The organism is Vibrio genomosp. F10 str. ZF-129, from assembly GCF_000287055.2.
Lineage (GTDB): Bacteria > Pseudomonadota > Gammaproteobacteria > Enterobacterales > Vibrionaceae > Vibrio.
In genome coordinates, this window is sequence record NZ_AJYQ02000018.1 from 98,708 (window position 1) to 120,247 (window position 21,540).

17 protein-coding genes and 1 pseudogene are annotated in these 21,540 nt (G+C 43.0%); 11 read left to right on the forward strand and 7 right to left on the reverse strand.

All coding sequences use genetic code 11. The annotated features are described in order from the left end of the window. The first annotated feature begins 59 nt into the window (after positions 1–59). The 3 genes from A1QO_RS03065 (at position 60) to A1QO_RS03075 (ending at position 3,320) form a co-directional block, all read left to right on the forward strand. Positions 60–1,352, forward strand: a complete 1,293-nt coding sequence (locus A1QO_RS03065; RefSeq protein WP_017041359.1) for an alpha/beta fold hydrolase — start codon at positions 60–62, stop codon at positions 1,350–1,352. Between the two features lie 194 nt (positions 1,353–1,546). Further along, on the forward strand, positions 1,547–2,167 hold the full coding sequence (locus A1QO_RS03070; protein WP_017041360.1) for a hypothetical protein: 621 nt from the start codon (positions 1,547–1,549) through the stop codon (positions 2,165–2,167). Positions 2,168–2,363: 196 nt separating this feature from the next. Next, the gene (locus A1QO_RS03075) at positions 2,364–3,320 is read left to right on the forward strand and encodes a glycosyl transferase family protein (RefSeq protein ID WP_017037376.1); all 957 of its coding nucleotides are present in this window, start codon (positions 2,364–2,366) and stop codon (positions 3,318–3,320) included. 77 nt (positions 3,321–3,397) lie between these two features. Here the strand turns inward: A1QO_RS03075 and A1QO_RS03080 are convergent, their stop codons facing one another. Next, positions 3,398–4,543, reverse strand: coding sequence for an acyl-CoA desaturase (locus A1QO_RS03080; RefSeq protein WP_017041361.1), 1,146 nt, complete (start codon positions 4,541–4,543; stop codon positions 3,398–3,400). Between the two features lie 168 nt (positions 4,544–4,711). On the opposite strand from A1QO_RS03080, the gene A1QO_RS03085 reads away from it, so the two are divergent. The 3 genes and pseudogenes from A1QO_RS03085 to A1QO_RS03095 all read left to right on the forward strand — a co-directional run bounded on the left by A1QO_RS03085 (position 4,712) and on the right by A1QO_RS03095 (position 9,678). Next, positions 4,712–5,269 (forward strand): GNAT family N-acetyltransferase, encoded by a 558-nt coding sequence (locus A1QO_RS03085; protein WP_017033540.1) that lies wholly within the window; start codon positions 4,712–4,714, stop codon positions 5,267–5,269. 105 nt (positions 5,270–5,374) lie between these two features. Next, positions 5,375–6,511: pseudogene (locus tag A1QO_RS03090) on the forward strand (efflux RND transporter periplasmic adaptor subunit). 11 nt (positions 6,512–6,522) lie between these two features. Then, on the forward strand, positions 6,523–9,678 hold the full coding sequence (locus tag A1QO_RS03095) for an efflux RND transporter permease subunit (protein ID WP_017041364.1): 3,156 nt from the start codon (positions 6,523–6,525) through the stop codon (positions 9,676–9,678). Between the two features lie 105 nt (positions 9,679–9,783). Here the strand turns inward: A1QO_RS03095 and A1QO_RS03100 are convergent, their stop codons facing one another. The 3 genes from A1QO_RS03100 to A1QO_RS03110 form a co-directional block, all read right to left on the reverse strand. Next, positions 9,784–10,035, reverse strand: a complete 252-nt coding sequence (locus A1QO_RS03100; protein WP_026026529.1) for a YgjV family protein — start codon at positions 10,033–10,035, stop codon at positions 9,784–9,786. A 375-nt stretch (positions 10,036–10,410) separates the two neighbouring features. Then, the gene (locus tag A1QO_RS03105; protein ID WP_017041365.1) at positions 10,411–11,730 is read right to left on the reverse strand and encodes a DUF1501 domain-containing protein; all 1,320 of its coding nucleotides are present in this window, start codon (positions 11,728–11,730) and stop codon (positions 10,411–10,413) included. A gap of 12 nt (positions 11,731–11,742) precedes the next feature. Continuing rightward, entirely contained in the window at positions 11,743–13,290 is a 1,548-nt protein-coding gene (locus A1QO_RS03110) for a DUF1800 domain-containing protein (RefSeq protein ID WP_017041366.1), read from the reverse strand. Between the two features lie 365 nt (positions 13,291–13,655). On the opposite strand from A1QO_RS03110, the gene A1QO_RS03115 reads away from it, so the two are divergent. Beyond that, complete coding sequence (locus A1QO_RS03115; RefSeq protein WP_017037370.1) at positions 13,656–14,348, forward strand: aspartate/glutamate racemase family protein; 693 nt, start codon at positions 13,656–13,658, stop codon at positions 14,346–14,348. Positions 14,349–14,370: 22 nt separating this feature from the next. Here A1QO_RS03115 and A1QO_RS03120 read toward each other — a convergent pair whose 3' ends face one another. Then, positions 14,371–14,694 carry a c-type cytochrome gene (locus A1QO_RS03120; protein WP_017041367.1) on the reverse strand — a complete coding sequence of 108 codons (324 nt, stop codon included), beginning with the start codon at positions 14,692–14,694 and terminating at the stop codon, positions 14,371–14,373. A 501-nt stretch (positions 14,695–15,195) separates the two neighbouring features. Here A1QO_RS03120 and A1QO_RS03125 point away from each other — a divergent pair. Further along, positions 15,196–15,681 (forward strand): hypothetical protein, encoded by a 486-nt coding sequence (locus tag A1QO_RS03125; protein ID WP_017033548.1) that lies wholly within the window; start codon positions 15,196–15,198, stop codon positions 15,679–15,681. A 146-nt stretch (positions 15,682–15,827) separates the two neighbouring features. Then, a complete protein-coding gene (locus A1QO_RS03130) occupies positions 15,828–16,322 on the forward strand; it encodes an AAA family ATPase (RefSeq protein ID WP_017033549.1) in 495 nt (164 codons plus the stop codon). 87 nt (positions 16,323–16,409) lie between these two features. Here the strand turns inward: A1QO_RS03130 and ltaE are convergent, their stop codons facing one another. Both ltaE and A1QO_RS03140 read right to left on the reverse strand, forming a co-directional pair. Then, positions 16,410–17,414: a low-specificity L-threonine aldolase gene (gene ltaE, locus A1QO_RS03135; protein ID WP_017041368.1), complete on the reverse strand. Its 1,005-nt coding sequence runs from the start codon at positions 17,412–17,414 to the stop codon at positions 16,410–16,412. 9 nt (positions 17,415–17,423) lie between these two features. Next, complete coding sequence (locus A1QO_RS03140) at positions 17,424–17,939, reverse strand: NUDIX hydrolase (RefSeq protein WP_017037367.1); 516 nt, start codon at positions 17,937–17,939, stop codon at positions 17,424–17,426. Positions 17,940–18,202: 263 nt separating this feature from the next. On the opposite strand from A1QO_RS03140, the gene A1QO_RS03145 reads away from it, so the two are divergent. Then, on the forward strand, positions 18,203–19,861 hold the full coding sequence (locus A1QO_RS03145) for an ATPase RavA domain-containing protein (RefSeq protein ID WP_017033552.1): 1,659 nt from the start codon (positions 18,203–18,205) through the stop codon (positions 19,859–19,861). Between the two features lie 9 nt (positions 19,862–19,870). Next, positions 19,871–21,316 carry an ATPase RavA stimulator ViaA gene (viaA, locus tag A1QO_RS03150; protein ID WP_017041369.1) on the forward strand — a complete coding sequence of 482 codons (1,446 nt, stop codon included), beginning with the start codon at positions 19,871–19,873 and terminating at the stop codon, positions 21,314–21,316. Positions 21,317–21,540: the final 224 nt, after the last annotated feature.

Sequence of the window (21,540 nt, forward strand, 5' to 3'; positions counted from 1 at the left end):
TTACCTGTTAAATCCGCTAAAATGACCGAAGCAATCAGACTAACAACAAGGATCATCGCGTGAAAAATAGCTTTATTGATGGCTCAACACTCTATCGACAACATACCTTTTTATTGCCGCTCAACTATCAAGAAACGGAGAGTGAACAGATTCAGGTTTTTGCACGGGAATTGGTCGATCTTGCGAAAGTTCATCAAGACCTACCTTGGCTTGTATACTTTCAAGGTGGGCCAGGCTTCCCTTCACCGCGAGCAAGTGGCGACTCAGGCTGGATAAAGCGTGCACTTCAAGAATATCGTGTCTTACTGCTTGATCAACGAGGAACAGGCATGAGCTCGCCGATCAATCAAGAGACCCTTGCTCATTTAACACCAATTGAGCAGGCTGATTATCTTTCACACTTCAGAGCCGATAACATTGTCCGTGACGCCGAATCGATTCGTCAGCAGTTTGGCGTTCAACAGTGGGCAACGCTAGGGCAAAGTTTTGGCGGATTCTGCACGCTTACTTATCTGTCAATGTTTCCAGACAGTTTGCTACGCTGTTATGTTACTGGAGGTATTCCTTCTCTTTCTCGACATGCGTATGATGTCTACCAGGCGACTTACAAGCGTGTCACCGATAAAAACAACGCATTTTTTGCTCAGTTTCCCCAAGCACAGCAACAGTGTTGTGAGATTGCACAGTATTTAATTGAAAATGACGTGACATTACCGAATGGTCAAATGTTTACGGTTGAACAGTTTCAGCTGATTGGCATTAATCTGGGCCGAGGTGACGCACATTTACCCCTTTATTACACGTTAGAAAGTGCGTTTATTGACGTTAATGGCAAGAAACAACTGAGTTACGGCTTCTTGAACCAAATGCAGCAAGAACAAAGCTATCTGACCAACCCTATCTATGCGATTTTACATGAATCTATTTACTGCCAAGAGTTTGCATCCAATTGGTCTGCACATCGGGTTCGTGAGAAAAATAGTGCGTTTAATTATCAAGTTGGTGATCGGTTCTGGTTTACTGGAGAAATGGTGTACCCGTGGATGTTTGATCAACTAGAGACATTAAAACCGCTGCGAGATGCCGCGCACCTCTTGGCACAAAAACAAGATTGGGAAGCGATATACCACCCCGATGTTTTAAGCCAAAATACCGTCCCTTTAGCGTGCGTAGCCTATGCCGATGACATGTATGTAGAACTTGACTATACAAGAGAAACCTTGGCAGCGATTCCAATGTCTAAAGTTTGGATTACTAACGAGTATGAGCACAACGGTATTGGTGTCGATGGTGAAAAGATTCTTGACCGTTTAGTTACCATGGCCAATGCACTCGATAATTTGCCTAAGTAGTAAGTAGTAAGTAGTAAGTAGTAAGTAGTAAGTAACAAGTAGCCCATCAAAGCCGTTAGTAATCCGTTCTCGTTTAAGGCGAGGTGGGCTCGTACCAGCCGAACATCCTATATCAATAGAATGCTAGATAGATCGAATCGAGATATTCAGCGTTGTGCTATCTTTATAGAAAATAAATACATAGGGATAATGTAATGGTATTTGATTGGGTTGAATGGTTTGGTTATTTAGCATCTTTAGTGGTGTTGGTGTCACTCACGATGGCCTCTATTGTCAAGCTGCGAGTGATTAACTTTATCGGCTGTTTGTTGTTTGCGGCGTTTGCCTATTTCATCGATTCCTATCCAACCATGCTGATGAATCTAGGGATAGCCTGCATTAACGTCTATTACCTTTATCAGCTTGCAGGATCAAAAGACCAATTTAAATTGGTTTCAGCAACTATTGATTCGGAATATTTTGATCATTTCGTTGCAACTTATATGAACGAGATTGAGCGACAAACCACGGCCAGTGAATTACGTGGTGCGAATACAGCATTCTATATGCTTAGAAACAATGCCATTGCTGGGCTTCTGGCCGGGACAAAACATGATAATGGCTCCTTTACGGTGTGTTTAGATTATGTGACGGCCGAGTATCGTGATTTGAAACTGGCTCAATACTTTTATCAATCTAACCCAGAGTCAATTAAGAGCCGAGGTATTGAGGTTTTGTTAGCCACAGCGAGAACGCCTGACCATAGAGACTACCTGATGGAAGTTGGGTTTGAACAATGTGAAGATAACTCAGATACGTACCAAAAGCACTTGTAATTCAATCCACCCATGATTTTTATCTTTTTGCTGTATTGTGTTGTAAACGAGGTCAATGAACTTAAGTCGAACCCAATTTAAACCCATAAAAATCGCACCCGATAACAGGGTGTGATTGAAAATCCCATATGAAAACGTCACACTGTGCGCCTATCCGTCATCGATTATTTTAAGCTGTTAAAAAGAAAGGATCTCTATGAGTACTATTCAGGAATGTATTCGCACTGTGGGAAGAGGGGAGCGAGGAAGAAAACCATTGACGTTAGATCAAGCGTATCGCGTCATGGATGAATATCTGGATGGGCAAATTGGCGATGATCAAATGGCGATGTTGCTGATGTTGATTCGAGTCCAAAATGAAACTAAGCAAGAGATAGCCGGTTTTGTTAAGGCGTTTCAATCTCGGGTCCCTAATGTCGGCGCTGACATCGATTGGCCCTGCTACGCAGGTAAACGCAAAACAGCGGGCAAACCTTGGCATATATTGGCCGCTAGGATTTTGGCGGACAACGGATATAAAGTTCTCGTTCATGGTTACACCGACCATGCGACGGATAGAGAGCACGCTCAAGATTACCTTGTTGAACTGGGCATTACCGTTGCACAAGATGCGGCACATGCGAAAGCGTTGATTGAATCCGAATCGATTTGCTATTTACCTTTAGAACACTATGCGCCACAGGCCAAAATTATGTTGGATTGGCGCAAACGTTATGGCTTAAGAACGCCCATTAATACAGTGGTTCGAGCGCTTAATCCAGGAGGGGGTAAGATCGGTATTCGTGGCAGCTTCCATCCTGGCTTTCAACAGTTGCATGCAGAAATTGAACATGAAGTGGATGAGCCAAACCACAGCGTGATTTCATTTAAAGGCCAATCGGGTGAATCGGAATACAACCCTAAAGTGAGCCAAAATGTTTGGCTAAGCACCCCGAAGGGCGTGGAGTCTTACTACTGGGAAGCGGATCTTATCAGTACGTTACCTCTGCCTGAACGCTGTATTTTTGATACACCGGAAGAAGATCAAGAAATGATGGCGAATACAATCATCACCACGCTTGCAGCGATATTGTTTGCACAAACGCCAGATAGACCCAAAGCACTAGCAGAAGCGAGTCAATACTGGCAAAGGTATTGTGAGCGTGCGAAGTAGCCTGTGTTTGAGATCACCATAAAATGAAAATAGCCCGTTAAAGGGCTATTTTTGTATGGGTAAGTAGAGTTGGTTCACTAGAATGAGCGAACGTTTCTATTCACATTCAGAATCATCGAATTCCAAGTGTTGGTTTGCTCAGCTAGGTTCTTTTTGATTTCTTCATAACGCAGCTTCAATACCGAATACTCATACTTTTTCACCATGTCATCTTTCTTGGTTTCAATCAGCTGTTTTTTTACTGAGTAGTAGTCATTCATATTGGCAATCAAGGCTTCAAACTCTCGTTGAAGCTTGTCGTTGATGCTGTGATGATCGGGCCATGATGCAATTGCTTTTTGCGCCTTACGCAGAGACATTGCTGCCTTGGCTTTTTCAATTTTCAATTGCGGAGCCTTGCGCAGCTGGTGAGTGAGACCGACGAGAGAACATCCCTTAATCAGCCATTTTGTTGGGTCATAGTGCCACCATGCGATCCCATTACGGTAATCATTTTCAAATATATGATGGTAGTTATGGTAGCCCTCGCCAAATGTTAAGAATGCGAGTACAGCGCTGTCGCGAGCGGTGTTTTTATCGGTATAGGGCTGAGAACCCCAAAGATGAGCCAAAGAATTAATGAAGAAAGTGGTGTGGTGGTTAAGGACCAATCGTACCGCTCCTACGATTAAGAACATACCGATGACATCGCCATAAATAAGCCCCAAGCAAACTGGGAAAACCACATTCATTACGAGGGCTAGAATGCCATAGTATTTGTGTTGCCATACGACGATGGGATCTTTTTGCAAGTCTCGGCAGTTGCTGTAATCGGTATAGGTGTCGCCATGGTAGTCTCTGATCATCCAGCCTATATGAGAAAACCAGAATCCTTTCTTCGCGGAGTATGGGTCTTTATCGTTGTTATCGACATGCTTATGGTGAATTCTATGGTCAGAACTCCAATGCAAGATACTGTTCTGCATAGCAAAAGCCCCACCGATCGCAAAAACTAACCGTAATGACCAATGAGCTTGGTAAGTCTTATGTGACCACAGTCGATGGTAACCCGCGGTGATAGATAAGCTACAAAAACTAAAGCAAACAACCAACCAAATCAGATGCTCTATACCTAGACCGTAAGTGAATCCATACCAAGGGGCGACAATGAGCGCCAGTAAGAGACTGGAAGTGAATATAAAGATATTGAGCCAGATTAATGGTGGCTTGTCTTTCTTAGACATAGTTAAAAATTCCTTTGGGCTAACAACTGTACGCTAGAATATCAGCGAACAGGTGTAAGTCAAATAGTCGAGTGTAAAAATTGTGAACAGAATGTTTGGCTTTTTAATAGCTAAATGCATAGTATGAACAAAGCTAATATCCTTACAGGAAGTAATAAGGAACTAAAAATGGATTTTAAAATAGCGGAATATACCGACTATGAGCGAATAGCAACTCTTCATGCACAAAGTTGGCGTCGTTTTTACCATGGCATACTAGGCGAGGATTACCTAGAGCATGACGTTCTTGATGAACGTTTGGCCATTTGGCAAGCGAGGTTAATCAACCCTCCTTTTAATCAACACGTTGTTCTCATCGAAGAAGGTGGCTTACTGTGTGGTTTTGTCTGTGTGTTTGGCAATCATGACTTTGAAAAAGGCACAATGATTGACTCGCTGCATGTGGATGAAAACTATCGTCGAAGAGGCGTAGGGTTAAAATTACTTAATGCCGTGACGGAATGGTGTGAACAACACTTTTCGAAAAGTGGAATCTACCTTGAAGTGATGGCAGAAAATCACCAGGCGATTGAATTCTATGAGCAGTTAAAAGGCATTCAGCTAGATGAGCGTTTGTGGAATGCTCCTTGCGGCCATAAAGTGCCTGAATTGGTGTATAGCTGGTCGTCACCCAAGGCGCTTAATCAACAAGCCGCAAATTTGCTTAAGGGTTGTACAGTTACATAATGAAATAATTTAAGTCACTTCCACTGACATTAGTCGGACATATCTACTATTACCAATGGTTATGTTCGACATAACGAAATTTCATTGGAAATAGTGATAGGCATTATGAACAAAACGCTCATGTTAACAACGCTGTTATCATCCGCAATTCTAGTAGGGTGTGACACGGATTCTTCCAAATCAACGTCTTCTCTTCCTTTAGTTATTACTCAATCAGCCGAGATGATCGATCACCGAGGAAGTATGACATTCATTGGTCGAGCTGAGGCGGTTGATGATACCAACATTACTGCTCAAGTTACGGGCTATTTGCAATCTCAACATTTCGAAGAGGGGCAAATGGTAGAAGAAGGCGATCTGCTATTCACTATTGAACCTTCTCAGTTTGAAGTTAAGGTCACGACGTCAAAGGCGGAACTGGCTCGAGCCGACTCAGATTTAATAAAAGCCAAGTTGGATTTCGAGCGTGGTAAACGACTATTACCAAAAGGCAGTATCTCTAAAGCGGACTTTGATGCACTCAGCGCTAATTTACGTGGCGCACAAGCGATGGTTGAAGCCGCCACCGCTCAAGTGCGTCTTGCGCAAGTTAACCTTTCTTACACACAAATTATGGCGCCATTCTCGGGCTGAATCAGTGACAGTAAAGCCAGTAAAGGTGATCTTGTCTCTCCATCATCAGGCGTGTTAACGACACTAGTGAGCCTAGACCCCATTCATGCATCGTTTAATGTTAGTGAACGAGATCGTCTTGGTATTGGTTTGGAAACGGCCAGCGGTAATCTGAGCGCGAACGATAAAGATATCGATGTTTCTATCACGCTAGAAAACGGAACGAAATTTGAACATATTGGTGTCCTTGATTATTTAGGTAACCGAATCAACACCAGTACAGGTACGATTGATATGCGTGCTCTCATTCCCAACCCTGAGCATAAATTATTTCCAGGCCAGCATGTCCGTGTTGAGCTTCATGCTGAAAACACGGTTCAAGTGATTGCCATTCCTAGAAAAGCGGTTCAGTCGGACTTAGAAGGCGATTTTGTAATGCTAGTGACGGAAGGTAACGTTATCGAACGCAGAAATATCGAACTTGGAGCACAAACACCAGAGGGTGTGATTGTTCCATTTGGGCTAAATGGAAATGAACAAGTCGTAGTTCAAGGTTTGCAACGAATTCGTAACGGTATGCCAGTACAGGTTCAAGATAAGCAAGCAGAATCAACGGATACCGCTGAATAGGAAACCATATTATGTTAAGTCGGTTTTTCATCCAGCGCCCGAAGTTCGCGTTGGTTATCTCTATTATATTATCTTTAGCGGGCGCGATGGCGTTGATGGTTTTGCCCGTTGCTGAGTACCCTAAAATAAGCCCTCCGTCGGTGAGCGTAACGGCATATTACACTGGTGCCAGTGCTGAAGATGTCGAGCAAGCCATAGCGGATCCGATTGAAACGTCCGTCAATGGCGTTGAAAATATGTTGTACATGTCTTCGAAAAGCGCAAACGACGGTTCTTATAGCTTGAACGTCACTTTTGAAGTCGGTACTGATCCAGACATGGCTCAAGTGAATGTCCAAAACCGTGTATCACAAATTGAAGCGAAGTTACCGCAGCAGGTGCGTACAACGGGTGTCACCGTTAAGAAACGTTCACCGGATCTGCTCATGGTACTCAACTTCTACTCGGCTGACGGTCGATATGATGACCAGTTCTTGATCAACTACATCAACTTGAATGTAAAAGATCAATTAACACGAGTAAGAGGCATCAGTGACGTCACCGTGATTGGTGGTGGTGAATACGCGATGCGTGTGTGGATCGACCCTGAAAAGCTGGCGAATTTAAAGCTAACGACTCCTGATGTTCAAGCAGCACTCGCGGAACAAAACGTACAAGTAGCGGCGGGTCGAGTGGGTTCGGCTCCTTATAGCCAAGCTCAGGAAGTCCAATTCAACCTGGTGACAAAAGGTCGCCTAGAAACCGTTGAAGAATTCGAACAAGTGATACTTCGTGCGAATAATGACGGCTCAACGGTCTATTTGAAAGATGTGGCTCGTGTTGAACTTGGTAAGAAATTTTATGATGGCACGGGTAAATTCCGTGGACAAGATGCTTCTATCGTCACGTTATCTCTACAGTCAGATGCCAACGCGTTAGAAAGTGGCGAAGCGGTCATGGAATTGCTTGATAGTTTAAGCCGTAACTTCCCTGAAGGGCTCAAGTACGAAACCAGTTATGACACAACCCTGTTTGTATCTGAATCGATCAAAGGGGTGGTTAAGACACTGATAGAAGCTATTCTTCTGGTTATCGCGGTCACCTATCTTTTCTTAGGCAGTGCCCGTGCGACTTTGATTCCTGTGGTAGCGATTCCTGTTTCATTAATTGGTACGTTTGCCGTGATGCAAATGACCGGATTCACCATAAACACCGTCACGTTATTTGGGCTAATACTCGCCATCGGTATTGTTGTCGATGATGCGATCCTGGTTATTGAAAACGTTGATACAATAATGGCTAAAGATCCGTCTATTACTCCTCGTCAAGCCACTTTGTTGGCGATGAAAGAGGTCACTGGGCCGATTCTAACCTCTACATTGGTATTATTAGCGGTATTTATACCCGTCGCAATGTTGCCAGGAATCACCGGAATCATGTATCGCCAGTTTGCGCTGACAATCTGTATTTCAGTGGTCATTTCGTCTATTAATGCGTTGACGCTTTCTCCAGCACTTTGTTCACTTGTACTAAAGCAAGGTGGCGGAAATACCGCCAGTTGGTTCAAAGCCTTTAACCGAGGTCTGGAGCACGTTACTCAAGGGTACGGAAAAGTGGCCAGTTTCTTAGTGAAAAGAGCATTGGTTGTTGTCGCTATTTTCCTTGTAGCGATTGGTTCCGTTACGTATCTCTCTAAGACAACGTCAACGGCATTTGTACCCCAAGAAGATAAAGGCATTTTATTAGTTAACGTTCAGTTGCCTGATTCGGCATCTTTATCAAGGACGGAAGCGGTCACAGAAAGTTTGATTAAAATTGTCGACAGCGAACCCGGTATCGATGGTGTGACGGTCGCAAACGGTTTTGCGTTTATGACAGGGGCAGCGGCCTCGAATGGTGCTTCGCTGTTTATTAAGCTTCATGATTGGGAAACACGAAATGCACTGGAAGGTGACCATTCAGCGTTTGCGATCTCAAATCGAATCAATAGAACCGCGGCGATGGAATTACCTCATGCTTCTGTTTTTGCCATGGGGCCTCCTGCTGTTCCTGGTATGGGTGCCGCATCAGGGTTTGAGTTTGTACTAGAAGATGCGCTAGGACGAAGCCGCACGGATCTGGCTACGCTGATGGGAGAGCTAATTCAAGAAGCGAATAAACAACCCGAAATAGCGTATACATTCAGTACGTTTAGAGCCAATGTTCCGCATTACAGTATTGATATTGACAGAGAAAAAGTTCAGCAACTTGGTATTCCATTGAGTTCAGTATTCAAAACGTTACAAGGCAACCTGGGGTCGATATACGTTAATGACTTTTCCATGTTTGGTAAAAACTACCAAGTTACGTTGCAAGCAGACAGTGAATACCGAAAAGGAATAGACGACCTCAGCCGTTTTCATGTTCGTTCGGCTCAAGGTGAAATGATCCCATTAAGTACTTTGGTGACGGCTGAGCAAGTGTTTGAACCGGATGTAGCGTGGCGTTACAACATGTACCGAAGTGCAGTGATTCAAGGTCAGCCAGCGCCAGGGTATTCAAGTGGTGATGCGATAGCAGCGATGGAACGTGTTGCAGCGGAAATGCTGCCTCAAGGTTATCAGTATGAATGGACGGGCATGGCCTACCAAGAAAAACTCGCTGGCAACCAAGCTGTTTATGCGTTTGTGCTCGCGTTAATTTTTATCTACCTATTCATGGTTGCTCAATATGAAAGTTGGAGTATCCCATTAGCGATTATTCTTGTTGTTCCTATTGCCACACTAGGGTCATTTATAGCACTGACACTAACGGGTATTCCGCTCAACCTGTATGCTCAAATCGGGTTGGTCTTGCTGATAGCGCTTGCTGCAAAGAATGCCATTCTCATCGTTGAGTTTGCGAAACAAGAAAGGGAAGAGAAAGAGCTATCGATTGATGACGCTTCTGTCAAAGGGGGCACGCTGCGATTCCGAGCGGTTAACATGACATCTTGGTCGTTTATCTTAGGTATCTTTCCTTTGATATTTGCTTCTGGTGCGGGGCATGTGAGTCAGAACTCTCTGGGTGTATCATTGGTTGGTGGTTTGTTATGTGTGCTGCTTGCGGGTACGTTATTGATTCCAGGCTTCTTTGCTATGGTGCAACGTAAACGAGAGAAGTTTCACGGTGGCAGCACCAAATTGATTCCGTTAGACGATGAAGACTAGCGGTTTGATATCGTAGAGACAAAAGAAGCGGCTAGAAGCCGCTTCTTTTATTTAAATCGTTTCTATAAAGTCGTAATTTCTGACTTGGCACTTCCGAATTGCAACTTAAGCCGCGTTTTCTAGAGTTTGGGTCTTCTTCTCTTGTTGCATCTTAACTAAGAAGTAAATGTTCACGCACGCAATAAAACCATTGGTTATAACCACTGGCATAGAATCAATCATCAAGCCATAGGCAGTAAATAAGCCACAGCCAATAAAATTAAGTACGCGTAGGCGAACAATGTCTTTCATTGTCAGTGAAATCGCGACCATAATTGACGCTGCATACCCTAATATTTCTACCATATTCATTTCCATTAGTGATCCTCTCAATGTTGCCGATGTTACTCGGTACCGATTCTTCTCTTCATGAGATAATTGAGGAAGCTCCCTGCCTCGAATGGTGTTATGTCATTGAGCGAGAATATAGCAAAGTGAAAACTGTGATGAAAGACGCAAAATTTAGCAACAAGAGGGTTAGCGATTACGCAAACGTTTAATTGCTAAAATATTGAAAGAAACAATGTTGTAAATGACCACTTGATACTGATGGGTCGCTCGGAACATATTCATTTGGTGATTGATTTTGGAAGGGAAAAAGAGATTAAAATGCCAGCCCATTAAGGCAGAGTACTGTCTGCCTTAATGATGGTTTTAGCCCTCTCTTTTAAAAAACACCACTGTGATAAAACGCTAGCTAAGAAAACCAAGGTTGCTGCTAGCGAAATGGTGAATATTAGGGAAAACATAGTTCAATTCGTTCTCATTGTTGACTCCCATCCATCTAGCGAGGGTTGCATTGACTTGATCTGTGCCGAGTGTTGGTACAAGGCGGCCATTTGAAATGTCGTCAGCTCCATTGACTCTTATTTCTGGCCATGTCCCAACTGCATCGCTTGTATTAACAGCGCCACCCAAAATAAACTGATGCCCCCCCCATCCATGATCTGTCCCTTTACCATTGGATGCCAACCGTCGACCAAATTCAGAAGTGGTAAACGAAGTAACATTGCTGCTTAGCCCATTGTCTGACATAGCGTTATCAAATGCCATTAAGTTAGTGGCGAGATCAGCCAATAGCAGAGGATGATCAATTAACTGATTATCATGCAAATCATACCCGGATTGTTTTAAGTAGAGCACTTGCCTTGCTTGATTGAGTGCTTTCTGGCTTTTGATGAGTTTATAGGCAAATTGAAACTGTTTACCTAAGCTAGAGTTGGTAAAGCCTTGCCAGTTTGACACTGAATTCACTTGGTCATCTAGCGTCTGGCTGATGTGCATGGCATCCCCCATCATGTTACGAAGGTGCAGTGTGAACGGGTTATTACTTGGAGCCGTGGTCAATGCGTTGTAGCTACTTTCCATATTCGTATTTTTTAACGCGTTAATTTGGGCTGTTCCTGAAGGCTTTAGTATGTTTTGTTGATGGTGAAGCGACCGAAGCCATAGGGTTTTGTTGGTAATACTGTAAAGAGGTGCTATAGCGGAGTGGCTACCCAATACGTCCAACATTCTACCAGCCCAACCAAACTGCGGTGCAAAACCAACAGCTCCTTTTTCCCACTCATAGGTTTGCGAGTTATGTGAGAACAGTTGAGGGGGTAAGGGCTTAATATTGTTTTCTATTTCTTGCTTGGTGAGTGGCTCTTTTAGTATGCCACTATTTAGAACCACCATGGCACGGTGCTGATTAAATAGGTTTGCGAGTTTCGCTAACTTAGGGTGCAGGCCCAACTGAACGATTTTTCCTTGGTTATCTAATGCCGTTTGCGTAATCGGAACCACGCTCGACTCACTGACTGCGATAGCTGGGCGTGTCTGTTTATATTCGTCGTAATGATATTGATCCGTTGGGATCACAGTATTCACTGAATCATTGCCCCCTGCGAGATAAATGCAGACTAAGGCTTTAAAGTCATCAGAATGATTCGCACTTGATACATTAGGCAATAGACTACCGACAGTCATTCCGCCAAATGATGTTAGTAGTGAACGTCTGGAAATGTTCATAATCGTTCGTCCCTAGTCTTGAATAAAAAATTCATCACTGGCCAATGAAATGGTGACAGCATGATAGATTCGTGTCGTTGCGGTTGCGTCTTTAGGTTGAAGGTTAAGGCCATCAATAATTGAAGTTCGTAGCTGTTCAGACATCGTTCCCCCAAAAAGGCGCGCATCTATAAGGTTGAGGAGTTTATTAGAGTCATAGGCCACTTCTTGTAAATCACTAAGCGGCAAGCTGAGATCATAACTAGGCCTATAGCCTACATAGCTACTAAGGTAGTTAATTAAATCAACATAACTTGCCCAGGTGAGTATCTCCGTTTCTGGAGCAACCATATTGAAATCGCTCAGTGGCCCTACGGGTTGGTAATTGGGCGAATAAAAATTAAAGACAGAAGGAGATCCGACTGGCTCTTGATGGACATTAACCATGATTCTATTGGCATCACTGATTCGTTCTGAAGAGAGCTGAGCGTCAAAAGCCCGATGGAAGTGGGTAGCAACAATAATAGGTTCTTTTATCTTAGTTCCTGACCCATTTTGAGCATCTTGATCAAGAATAATAGCCCTAAAAATGGCTTTCAGATTTCCACGAATGCCATGGCCGTCATCATCAAAGACATCAGCAACACGCTCAACGTATTCTGGGCTAGGGTTTGAAGTGACAAGGCGCTGAATCAGTAAACGAGAGACAAAAGGCGCGGTGTTTGAATGATTGAATAAAATGTCTAGCACCGAAGAGAGATCTTGATAAGGGGTTTGCCCCGCTGGAATATGAAATCCAAGCACTTCTTTTGAGCCAGTATCATGATACTGACTGAGGTTGATCATCGGTTTGGTGAATGCCCAGTCATCATGACGCCAGCCAGTAAGAGCACGAGCAACTTCTTCAATGTCTGACTGGGTGTATGTAGGGATAGGAGCGCCATCTTTTTGCCTCATAGAGCCATCTTGATTGAGTTCATATAAACCGATGGTGAAAAGCTGCATTACCTCCCTAGCAAAGTTCTCGTCGGGAAAGCTATTCAGTTTTAGATCCGCTTTTTTGCTGCCATTCATCGATAAATAAGTGCCCATTACAGGATGAAGAGCTGTTTTTTCGAGTAATTCTCGATAGTTTCCAAAGGCATTGTTTACTAGGATGTCGTAGTAAATAGTTAATGCTTCAGAGCGAGAGCTCAGTTTTTTATGAGCCCTTGACACGACGAGTATCTGGCTCAACGCATAAGCCGCTCTTTGTCTAAATTGATCATCCGAATAGAGTGCAATTTGATACCATGCGTTTTTATGGTTACGCTGTGCCTGTCCAGGAAATGGTGTTCTAAACAGTTGATGGTGGGAGGTTGCTGGTAATGACGTTTGGTGCTCAATCCATCCTTCTACGTTCATCCATCGTATTGTGCTTAGATCATTTTGTGTGGGTCCGAACGTGGTTTGTTCTAATGTTCGATAAGCTTGCTTGTCGGAAAGAAAGGGCTCTTCAGCTCTAATTGTCCCTATTCCCGATAAACTGACAAATATAGAGCATGTCAGCAACCATCCGAAAATGGATTGAGTTCTGATCATCTGAATCTCACTTAGTACAGTTGTACAATATTCTGTTAGTAAGGGTCTAATTTCCATGTCAACGAAATATTTGTCTTATTATTGAGAATTTAGTTAAATATTCGTTTCGAAATAAATTATAGAGTAATTAGTATGTTAGGTGAGTGAATTATGTTGTTGCAGTAGAGATAGCTTGAAATACTTACTCTATGTGGCTGTATTCAATGACAAAAAATAAAAAGTATGAATTTATCTACTAGGCTAGAAACAACGCTTGTTCTAAGTGATTATTATTTTTGAGACGAAAAGTCATGCCGTTCAAATTGCAACGGCTCGATGAATCTGATGGTATAGAAACGGTATTTGCTTGAATCAAAGGGAATTAAATGAAAACTATAGGAATGATTGGCGGTATGAGCTGGGAGTCCACGGTAACCTACTATCAGTCGATTAATCGAGGTATTAACCATGCTTTGGGTGGGCTGCATTCTGCAAACATAGTTATGGTGAGTGTCGATTTTTCTGAAGTCGAAAAGTACCAAGCGAATAACGATTGGGACAAAGCGTCTGAGCTGTTAGCCAACGCTGCTCAAGTGCTAGAGAAAGCCGGAGCGGACTTTTTCTTGATATGTACTAACACCATGCATAAAGTGGCTGAAAAAGTGCAATCTCAAGTGAACATCCCTTTGCTTCATATTGCAGACGCTACAGGTCAAAAGTTGCAAATTCATGAGATAAAAAAAGTCGGCCTTTTAGGGACGGCCTTCACAATGGAAGAAGATTTCTATAAAGGGTATTTAACACGAGAATATGGCATCGAGGTGATTGTTCCTAACGGTGTGCAAAGACGTCTCGTCCACGATTCCATTTATAATGAATTGTGTAAAGGCATCTTTTCTGGCCGAACAAAGCATGATTTTAAGACCATCATGCAAGACCTTCATCAGCAAGGAGCGCAAGCCGTTATATTAGGTTGTACTGAGATTGGTTTGCTTATCCAGCAACAAGATAACAGCATTATGTTGTTCGATACGGCCGCGATTCATGCAGAGCAAGCGGTCATTCGTGCATTGGCATAGACACGTATTACAGAATCAAATATCACTGCGATTCAGAATAGTAGACGGCAATGTCTTTTAGGTCATCGTCAGTTAGTTTTTGAAGCTGCGCTTGCATCATGCTTGCTAATGGACCGGCCCGCTCTCCGTTTTGATACGCTTTCATCGCATTGAAGAGATAGGTAGGGTCCTGTCCTTGAATGTTAGGGTAAGAGGTATTGTCTGTGATCCCATTGGTTCCATGGCAGTAGATACAGCTAGGTGATTTGATCTTGCCAAGCTTTGCGTCACCAAAAGCGTCACCAAAATCACTCGCAAGGGTCGGAGTGCTTAGTAAAATAAGGAATGCAATAGAGTGTTTTTTCATTCTAGGTGTTCGTTTTAGTAAGAAAAAACAATGATAAAGCCTCCCCCTAGGGGAAGCTCAATACAACTATGTCATTTTTTATTATTGGTCCACTTGACCCAATATTAAGCGTTGCATTAGAAGTTGAAGGGCCGCTGATTCTGGTGGGTGTGCCATTCGTGGTTGACCAGATAATACCTTGGATAAAAATATTCTAATATATTGATTTATAATAATCACAACGGAGTTTTTTAAACCTGCATCAAGCCGATACAGTCAATATGTTACGTGAAAAACATCTTCAACCTCGCCATTAAAATTGTACGGCTTATCAGTATCATATTGCTTAGCATTGCTACCACAAAAAAGTTATTTACAACTCCTGCATGAGATTGTTATGCTTGTTTTAGGGTTTGCAGGACGCCCTCCTCGTGAAAGTTAATCCACCTGTTGTGTAAGAAAACTTACTCACTCTATGAATCGGCCCCCAACGAGATAGGCCAACAGTTCGATGGAGTTTGTATGCATAGTCGAAAAATACCTCATGGGTCAATACCCAAGAAACAGCAAAAAACCAATCATCAAATTGAAACCCTATTGCGAGAAGCTCGCGTATTACATCGTGCAGCAAGGACGGGGTCTATAACTCAAGCCTTACCTATCTTACGGCGAATAAAAGCGTCTGGTGCTTGTCATGACCAATCTATTTCAAGCCTATTTAATCAACGTAACACGCTACAACGTAAGCACTTTCTTAGGGTATTAGCGCTTGAAGCTGGGTACACAAGTTGGGAAAAATACAAACCAGTGTTATTAACAAGGCCAGAGCAAGCTTTCGTAAATTCAGTCCATAACGGTAATGACATAGCGACACTGAACTTGTGGTTTTCTTCGGAACAACAAGCTCAAGCGTATGCAAAAAAAATGGGCGGTAGGGTGTTAACTTATGGCCAGCAAGCCGTTGTTATTCCCAATAATAGCAATGAGGTCTGTGCAGATGAGTGCTAACCTCACATTTGAAAGTGGCAGTAGTTTAGCTCTACTGGGGTGGTTATGCTTAGCTATTGGGTCGATAAACATACCCCATAAGTCGAGTTACTGGTTATCACTGTCAGGTGGACGAATAATACCGATGTAAAAGGAATCCCAATACGATGGCTAGATTAATAATGGTCTGCGGGCCTACTGGGGTAGGAAAAACTACTTATTCGCTCGCACTTTGTAAAGGAATCAATGCACTACGATTTTCAATTGATCCATGGATGCAAAACTTATTCTCTAAAGATATGGTTACGCTGGATTATGATTGGATGATGGAACGCATCAATCGGTGTTATGTTCAAATCTGGGAGATCAGTGAGCAAATTCTTACCCTTGATGGTGCGGTTGTCCTAGACCTTGGCTTTACTACAAAAGCGCAACGACAGCATTTTGTTGTTTTGGCAAAGGCGTTAGGGGTAAATGCTGAAATCCATTATCTGGATGCACCAACAGATATACGTAGGCAACGTGTTAATAAGCGGAATCTTGAGCAAGACCCTGATGTATATGCTTTTGAAGTCACAAACGCTATGTTTAATTTTATGGAACCTAGGTTTGAAGTACCTGATGAACAAGAATTGAGATATGGCTGTAAAGTCAACGCTTAATCGTGACTAAATATAAATCGCAACTTATAAAAACAGACAATTTCCAAGTTTGTCTGTTTTTATAATAAATTTTAGGGACAAGATTACTTATATCTGCTCGGCGATTTTTGCTACTAATGTCTCAATATCTTGAGAAGAAACGTCTCGATGAGTCACGAAGCGCACAGGATTACCCGCTGAAATCAGGATCCCTTGTTTTTCTAACTGTTGAGCGATTGACTGAATATCAATATGTTCTGCAAGTTTTGCAATAACAATATTGGTTTCAATCTTTTCTACGTTAACCGTAAACCCATTAAGCTGATTTATTTTTTCAGCAAGTAGCTTGGCATTAGCGTGATCCGTTGCTAGCTGATCCACATGTTCAGTCAAGGCGATCTTACCTGCCGCTGCTAAAATACCGGCTTGGCGCATGCCACCCCCCAGCATTTTGCGAATGCGTCTCGCTTTCTGTATGGTTTCTTTGTTACCCAGCAGCAAAGAACCAATGGGTGCGCCAAGTCCTTTTGAAAGACAGATTGTCATCGAATCAAAGTGCTTGGCTATTTCTGTTACATCAACACCGAGAGCAACAGCAGCGTTATAGACACGAGCGCCATCTAGGTGAAGAGCCAGACTATGCACATTGACAAATTCTCTAGCCTCTGCGAGATAAGAAAGTGGGAGTACTTTTCCGCTGATGGTATTTTCTAAACTTAAAAGTTTGGTTTGAGCGAAATGACTGTCGTCTGGCTTAATCGCAGCCGCGAGCTTGGAAAAATCCAATGTGCCGTCAGGGTTGTTTTCGATCGGCTGTGGTTGAATCGATCCTAAAACGGCGGCTCCGCCTGCTTCGTAGCGGTAGTTATGTGCCTGCTGACCACAAAGATACTCATCTCCACGTCCACAATGAGCCATGATGCCGAGTAAGTTGGCTTGTGTACCCGAAGAGGTAAAAAGCGCAGCTTCAAAGCCATGCCGCTCTGCAGCCCAGTTTTCAAGTTCATTGACGGTAGGGTCATCGCCATAGACATCATCTCCGACTAATGCATTAGCCATGGCTTCGCGCATTTTTGGGGTGGGTCTAGTAACCGTGTCTGATCTGAAGTCCATGAATATCTCCTATAGATAACCGCAAAGTATCGCTTTACTTAAGCAGGCGATGGTTTTGGCATCCGTAATGGTGTCGTTGATAATAAGTTGTTGTAACTGCTCTATAGTCATTGTGACCACTTCAATCACTTCGTCGTCGTCACACGCGTATCGTTGTGATTTAGACAGCGACTTTGCGACGTATAAGTGCTGAATCTCGTCGCAAAACCCTGCAAGTGGGGTGACTTGTCCTAGAGGGAACCATTCCTCAGCGCTATAGCCGGTTTCTTCTTCTAATTCGCGCAACGCACACTGCTGGGGTTGTTCACCTTGCTCAATGGTTCCTGCAGGAAGCTCTAAAAGCCATTTTCCTAAAGAGGGGCGAAATTGGTTGATTAAAATGACGTTACCATCGGCAGTGATTGGAAGTATCACCGCTGCGCCTGGGTGCGCAATTGTGGTATGCACTATGGTGTGACCATTTGGCAAACGAATATTTTCTTCAATAAGAGAAATTTGCTTCCATGTATGAATGAGTTTACTCATGCCAATCAGCGACTTCCATGTGAAAAAATGAACGCATAACAATAGCGAGATTTGGAACCTAAAGATAGCTGAAATATCGAATACTCCAGCGAAGCTCAATTCATGGTCAAGTTTGTATAATCGAAAACACAGTTTGCAATGATAATAGAAGGTTATTCTCTGATATAACTGCCAATTAGTCATTAAAATACACTTGTAACAAAGTAATAACAAATGTATAAACATATGATTCACAGGTCGTGTGTTTTTTTAGGAGCCAATAAATGATAAGCCCAAACCCTGCATCTCATTCACAAAAAGCGTTGCTTTCCGAGCGAATTAATAAGCTCGCACACGCTCTTTCTGACGGGGTTTACGAAAGAGAAGACACCATTAAATTGTGCTTATTAGCGGCATTGGCAGGTGAAAGTGTTTTTCTATTGGGCCCTCCTGGAATTGCAAAAAGCTTGATAGCAAAGCGATTAATCCAAGCATTCGATAATTCAAGCTATTTTGAGTATTTGATGACGCGCTTCTCTACGCCTGAAGAAGTGTTTGGACCCCTTAGTATCCAAGAGTTGAAAGATAATGGACGATATGTTCGTTTGACCAATGGGTACTTACCCACTTCACAAATTGTTTTTCTAGATGAAATCTGGAAAGCCGGTCCAGCCATTTTGAATACACTACTGACGGTAGTGAATGAAAAAACCTTTAAAAATGGCAGCGATATTGAACGTGTACCAATGCGCTTACTTATTTCGGCGTCGAATGAACTCCCTGATGAAGACAGTGGTTTAGAAGCTCTTTATGACCGAATGTTGGTTCGAGTGTTCATCAATCGTATTCAAAACAAGCAAAATTTTAAATCCATGTTGACGGTTGGCACGCAGCAAGAAGCCAAAATCCCAGAAGGCTTAGCGATTACCGATGAAGAATACCATAAATGGCAAGCCGAGTTTGATCAGCTTGAATTATCCGATTCCGTTTTTGAAAAATTGTTCAAACTTAAATCAATGGTTGAAGGCAAAGACGACGCACAAGAAATCTTGACGGACACCGACAGCTATGTGTCTGACCGTCGATGGAAAAAAGCGGTACGCCTTCTTAAAGCGAGTGCCTTTTTCAATGGGCGCAGTTCGATCAACCCATTAGATCTTTTGTTATTGCAAGACTGCTTATGGAACAGCCCTGAATCACGCGACAATGTTCGCAGCATTATTCGAGACTTTGCATTGCATCATGCTTTTGATCAGCAAGATGTCGAACTTCAGATATCCATGTGTCGTGAAGAGCTTGAAGATATACAGACGCACATTGAATCGACTTATAGCGTTGTTCTGTCACAAGACGCGCCAACTGGGCTGCTCAAAAAGCACGTTCAGCACTATGACATTTCGAGCGCAAACAGTTACCAAGTCGGCACAACGAAAGGCCTGGTTAAACTGGTATTGTTGCAATCCAATATGTCGGTATCAGAATCAGACAAAGGCGATAGCCGTTGGGTTTATTTACCAAAGAATGATTTGAGTAAAGTGATTAAAGAAGGAGGCGGTGAAATTTACGGTTACGTGAATCAGAACACCAATATTTGCCGCCTAACGTTCGACGTTGATGCTGAAAACCATTTAGTGATTAAAGACATTGCGAATCGCGGTGTGCTGGTGGCGCTTGCTGACAAAGAAGGGTTAGACTCATCGTTGTATCAGCAGTGGAGCACAAAAGCGGATGAAGCGATGACGCAATTGCAGAATGCTGACTATCATTTAAGAAAGGTACGCTCAGATTTCCATGGGGCTTTACCACACAGTTTTATCGATACCGATCTTCCAACGACGATGGAAGTCGGCTTACAAGAGTTGCTGACTCAGTTAGAAGCAACCAAAGTCGAATGCGAAAAAACCGTATTTCGCGTGAAGCACCTCGATGAGTTTTTTGCTTAGGAGCACCCTATGTTAGGAGCCGATGGACTTAACCTTGTTGTGATGATTGCAGAGTCAGGGATTGTTGACACTGCGGTCAATGATCTGGTGGCACGTTCTCAAGTTATGATGATGGCTGAAAACAGAGGCGTAAAAACGTCTGTTAAAGGTCACCTTCATAAATGGGGAACGGGTGTAAAGCGTCGAATTACTAAGGTGTGCGAAACGGATCGCTTTAAGCATGAGTTGTCGTTGTATCAAGATGTTATCCACTGGGATGAAGAGACATTCTTTGAAAACTTAAATGACGTTGTCAAACAGTTAGAATGGCATTCCGCCTTCTATCTACAAGCTCGTCGTTTGATTGAAAAAAACAAAGGGATTAATAACCCGATGTTTCCGCATTACTTTTGTGATCAATGGTACAAAAGCCTATCTGATACACTAAAAAAAGCGCAGATTTCAGAGCTTGAAGCCAGTAAAGAAAAAGCATTAAAAGATCTTTATCAAAGAATGGAAACGATAAAGAACATGGACAGAGTGACTGAAACGGGCAGTGAAATCAGTGTTGGTAGACTCTGGGATATGGCCTCTGCGAAGTTGAGTAAAACCGATCTGACGGTGATGCGAAAACACGCAGAGTACCTGAGTAAAAATAAAGGTTTGCAAGACATCGCAGAGCAACTTGGCCGAATGGCGGGTGAAGTTGATGATCCTGATTTGAACGTAACACCGGCTGAAGAATTACAAATGGTGGAAGAAAAATCAGATGAAGCAACGGATGATATTGTCGGCATTCATGAAAGTGACGACCTGAATAAATTATTACCCAACGAAACCATGTTCTTGGCGTATCCAGAGCTTGAAGTGGTTTTCTATAAACATCTCGTGGATAAGCGTCTACTCAACTATAAAGTCGCGGGTAAGTCCCGAACCTTGCGAAAGGTAAAAGCGCATGTTCCAGACAGCAAGCAAATCGACGCTGAAAAGGGGCCTTTTGTCATTTGTATTGATGCCTCCGGTTCAATGAAAGGTTCCCCAGAGCAGTCTGCAAAGGCCATAGCGTATGCTCTGATGCAAATTGCCCTAGCCGAAGAACGAGACTGTTTTGTTATCTTATTTTCTACGGAACAAATCACTTACGAGTTGACAAAGCAAGACGGCCTTCGAGAAGCGAGTGATTTCCTAGCTTACAGCTTCCATGGCGGAACTGATTTTGAAAAAGCGATCATGACATCGATTGAAACCATGGAAGGCAGCAAATACAAAAACGCTGATTTAGTCGTGGTATCGGATTTTATCGCGCCTAAACAATCTGACGAATTACAACAAAAAGTAGACCTGTTGAAAACCAAGAAAAACCGTTTCCATGCGGTGAGCGTGTCTAAATACGGGAATCCGCAGCTAATGGAAATGTTTGATCACTGCTGGGCTTACCACCCAAGTTTAATGGGACGGTTGATGAAACAGTGGTAATTCGCCATCATTCCGAGCGATAGTTCATCGAATCGCTGTAAAACTGGGCAAACAAATCTTTTTTTTCGTTTTTTGTTTGACTATCAGGCCTCAATCCGTAAAGTATGCATCCAACGCAACGGCACTAAGTTTGCTTATTTTAGCGAGTTAACGTGTTGAAACATAAAGCGTTGTGAAATTGAAAAATTGCACATGGCGTGTTGGCAGAGTGGCTATGCAGCGGA